The organism is Streptomyces boncukensis, from assembly GCF_011045075.1.
In the GTDB taxonomy this organism is placed as follows: Bacteria; Actinomycetota; Actinomycetes; order Streptomycetales; family Streptomycetaceae; genus Streptomyces; species Streptomyces boncukensis.
Map to the genome: position 1 here is coordinate 1 of NZ_JAAKZZ010000723.1, position 2,902 is coordinate 2,902.

The following is a 2,902-nucleotide window of genomic DNA, read 5'->3' on the forward strand; positions in this document are numbered from 1 at the left end:
ACCGCGACCCCCACCCGGCCCACGCCCTGCAGCAGCGAGCCGCGCAGCAGGATGAAGCTGTAGCCGGCGACCAGCGGCACCGCGACCGCCGCCACCGGGCCGGGACCGTCCCGCAGACCGGGCCCTCCCCCCGCGGGCGTTCCCTCCGCGGTGCGGCGGACGTAGCGGCGGTCGGCGCGCGCCGCGCCATAGCCGATCCCCGCGAAGCCCAGCGCCATCCCGACCGGGCCGAAGTCCAGCCACAGCTCGGACCACAGAGGCGAGGACAGATTCGGGTACGGCATCCCCATCCACTCGCCCACCCGGGTGCCCGGGTCCTCCGGCTTGTCCTGCCACACCGAGCGCGGCACGAAGAACAGCACCGTGCCCGCCAGTTGCCGCCCGTAGGAGTGGCCCTCGCCGGACCCGGAGTAGCTGATGGTGTTCGCGATCATCCCCAGTTGGTCGTAGTCCTTCAGCGTCAGCGGCTCCAGCAGCGACTCGGACTGCGGCGGGCGGTCGGTCCCCTCCTCGTAGCGGAACGTGTCCGCGTAGGGGAAGATCACCACCGCGACCGCGACGCCCAGCGCCAGCGCGGCCCGGTACATCACGGGGCTGCGCGGGAACGCGGTGAACAGCAGCGAGAAGAGCACCGTGAGAAACCAGTAGCGGGGGTTGGTCACCGGGTTGTTGACGATCGCGTTGAGGCCCAGTAGCCCCAGCCACAGGGCCACCAGCTGCGGGCTGCGGCGGGCCCGGTACGAGGTGACCAGCCAGCGGGTGAGGAACAGCAGCGCCAGCAGCGCGGGCACCGTGCCGAACCCCCGCAGCAGCGCCGAGCCCGCCTGCGAGGACTCCTCGACCCCCGGGCCCGCCACGCTCTCGGTGATCTCCTGACGGCTGGTGAAGAACGCGCCGGGGCCGCCCACCCGCGCCATCAGCAGACCGCTGCCGACGACGGCGAGCGCCACGAGCAGATACAGCCGGACGCGGTGCACGGTCGCCGGGGGACGGCCGGCCCGGCCGCCCGCCAGCCGGACGCGCAGCGGCGGCCGGTGGCGCGCCAGCAGTGCGCCCACGTCGAAGGCGACCATGCCCGCCAGCACCAGCGCGGCCGCCAGCACGGTGTCCGCGCGCGGCCCGACCACCGGGGTCGGGGTGCTGTCGAGCACGGTCTGGGCGAGCGGCGCGATGCCCATGGCGAGATAGCAGAACAGCCAGAACGCGCCCTGGACCAGCCGGCGCCGCACCGTGAGCACCATGGCCGCCAGCCGGGTGCCCGCGTAGCCGCAGATCGCCAACTGCAGCCAGTACGCCGTGTCGTGGCGTCCGGGGCCCGGCTGGACGGCGACGGCGACGGGCAGCACGGCGACCAGCCCGAGGATGAGCGGGACGGTCAGCGCCCGGGAGAGCGCGGCGCGGGGGTGTGCGAGGGTCATGGTGTCCCCCTCCGGTGCCGTGCCCCTCTTCGGGGGCTGGTTCGGGCCTGCCCCTGCCGGTCTCGTGACAGGGCGCGCGCGCCCGCCGGCTGGTCGCGCAGTTCCCCGCGCTCCTTCGGGGCGCAACAACGGTATCCGCGACCCGTGAGCGCCCCGTCAGGGGCGCGGGGAACTGCGCGCGCAACCACAGCGCACCCGCGGACGGCGAAGTACGGGCAGGGGCAGCCGCTTTCCAGCGGGAGGGGCCGGCCGGCCACTAGCCTGAGGGCACACCGGGCTGGGGGGATCACCATGAAGGTTCTGCACATCGTCACGCTGCACACGCCCACCCACGACTTCGGCGGCCCGACGCGCGTCGCGCTCAACCTCTGCCGCGGCCTGCGGGCCCGGGGGGAGCGGGCCGCGCTCGTCGCGCTGGGCGACGGCTTCCCCGCCGGTCGCCCGCTGCCGCGCACCGTGGACGGCGTGCCCGCGCGCCTCTTCCCCGCCCGGCATGTGCTGCCCCGCTTCGAGGTCAGCGGCATCACCTCGCCCGCGATGCTGGCGGGCGCCTGGCGGCTGGTGCGGTCCGCCGACGTGGTGCACGTCCATCTGATGCGGGACCTCGTCACCCTGCCCATGGCGCTGATCGCGGCCCGCGCGGGGCGCCCCCTCGTGCTGCAGACCCACGGCATGATCGACCCGACGGACCAGCGCGTCGCGCAGCTCGTGGACGTGCTGGGGCTGCGCTGGGTGCTGCGCAGGGCCGACGCCGTGCTGCACCTCACCGAGACCGAGCGCCGCCTGACCCAGGCCGTGGCCGACCCGGAGCCGATGGGTCCGGCGTACCGCCTCGTCAACGGCGTCGAACCGCAGCAGCGCCGGACGGCGCCGCCGGACCCGGAGCGGCCGACCGTGCTGTACTGCGCCCGCGTCCAGGAGGGCAAGCGGCCCCAGGACTTCATCGGCGCGCTCCCCACCGTCCTCGCCAAGTACCCGGGCGCCCGCTTCGTGCTGGCCGGGCCGGACACCGGGGCGCTCGCCGGCGACATGCTGGCGCTCGCCCGCTCCCTCGGCGCCGGGCACGCCGTGGAGTACGTGGGCGCGCTGGACCACGCGGGGGTGCTGGAGCGGCTGCGCACCAGCGATGTGTACGTCCTGCCCTCCATCCAGGACGCGTTCTCCGTCTCCGTGCTGGAGGCCCTGTCCGTCGGGCTGCCCGTCGTGGTGACCGGCAGCAGCGGGCTGGCTCCCGATGTGGCGGCGGCGGGCGCCGGACGGCTGGTGGACAGCCGCCCGGACGCCGGCAGCGCGGCCAACGGCGCCGCCGTCGGCCGGGCCGTGCTCGAACTGCTGGACCCGGCCGCGCACGCCGCCGCCTCCGAGGCCGCCTGGCACCTGGTCCGCGAGAGCTTCACCCTGGATGCGGTGGTGGACACCCTGCGCGGGGTGTACGAGCGCGTCAGCTCCGCTCCCCGGCCGGCTCCGCTGTCCCCTCCCTGTCT

Annotated in this window: 2 protein-coding genes; one reads left to right on the top strand and one right to left on the bottom strand. The window is 75.3% G+C overall.

Features of this window, described 5'->3' with window-relative positions; all coding sequences use genetic code 11:
* On the bottom strand, positions 1–1,418 hold a 1,418-nt coding region (locus tag G5C65_RS34780), incomplete at its 3' end, for a hypothetical protein (protein WP_165303054.1).
* 291 nt (positions 1,419–1,709) lie between these two features.
* Between G5C65_RS34780 and G5C65_RS34785 the strand changes: the two genes are divergently transcribed.
* Positions 1,710–2,902: glycosyltransferase (locus tag G5C65_RS34785; RefSeq protein ID WP_165303055.1), on the top strand; the 1,193-nt coding region annotated here is incomplete at its 3' end.